This is a genomic window from Clostridioides sp. ZZV15-6598, from assembly GCF_020657705.1.
GTDB lineage: Bacteria > Bacillota > Clostridia > Peptostreptococcales > Peptostreptococcaceae > Clostridioides > Clostridioides difficile_F.
The window spans coordinates 1-915 of sequence record NZ_JAGWCS010000291.1 but is presented as its reverse complement, the minus strand read 5'-3'; the positions used below and the strand labels follow the sequence as shown (position 1 = coordinate 915).

The following is a 915-nucleotide window of genomic DNA, read 5'->3' as shown; positions in this document are numbered from 1 at the left end:
TATGACATCTTGTGGCACAACATTATACATTAAAGAACCAACCAGTACTCCTATTATTAAATAAGGTAATACTGATATATATAGCTTCAAAGCATCTTTTGCTGAATCAATTAGATACTTTTTTATTAGTTCTTTTCTTGAAAGATTTAAATTTATATCATATAAATTTATTTCTTGACTCTTTTTTATATCTACATTTTTTACATACTTTTCAAAACCTAGTTTTTCAAGCAAAATTCCTATTATCAATGGTAATATTAATACTATAGCCGAATATACGACTGTTATTTTTACCCCAAACAAAGCTAACATAAGAACTATTACAGCTGGGTCTAAAAATGGTGATGTAAATAAAAATGTCATAGTTGGGCCAAATGGAGCTTTTACTTTTGTCAATCCAACTAATACTGGTACTGTAGAACATGAGCAAAAGGGTGTAAATGTCCCTAATATCAATGCATTTATATAACCTAAAAATTTATTTTTTGTACTCAACATACTTCTTATCTTTTCTTCTGAAATAGTTTGTTGTATAATCCCAACTAAAAAACTTATTCCTAAAAATAAAATAGTTAATTCTGTAAACAAATATATAAACTTATTAAAAATCTCTATCATGTATTCACCTTTCTATTCTAAAAAATAATAAAATTACTACAATACATCAATTTTTTTTGATATGTTGTATAAAAATAGATTATCAATATTCATTTGTTATTTTTTTCTTTATTTTTTTTAGTTTTATCATCTTCATTGCAATAGTATTCATCATTATAACACTCTTTTATTTCTTCAATTTCAAATGAACAGCAACTACCTTCTTTGCTCTTATTTGAAAATACTTTTTTAATAACAGAATCTCTTTTAAACATATAATAACCTCCTAAATATTTTTTATATCTCAATATATTACAC

Annotated in this window: 2 protein-coding genes; both read right to left on the bottom strand. The window is 23.9% G+C overall.

Going from position 1 to position 915, the window contains the following annotated elements:
* On the bottom strand, positions 1 to 618 hold a 618-nt coding region (locus tag KGF50_RS21640), incomplete at its 3' end, for a permease (RefSeq protein ID WP_227849969.1).
* 89 nt (positions 619 to 707) lie between these two features.
* The gene (locus KGF50_RS21635; RefSeq protein WP_227849968.1) at positions 708 to 872 is read right to left on the bottom strand and encodes a hypothetical protein; all 165 of its coding nucleotides are present in this window, start codon (positions 870 to 872) and stop codon (positions 708 to 710) included.
* Between the last annotated feature and the right edge of the window lie 43 nt (positions 873 to 915).

Coding starts and splice junctions, on each gene's coding strand:
- KGF50_RS21635 (WP_227849968.1), bottom strand. CDS start 872: ATGTTTAAAAGAGATTCTGTTATTAAAAAAGTATTTTCAAATAAGAGC.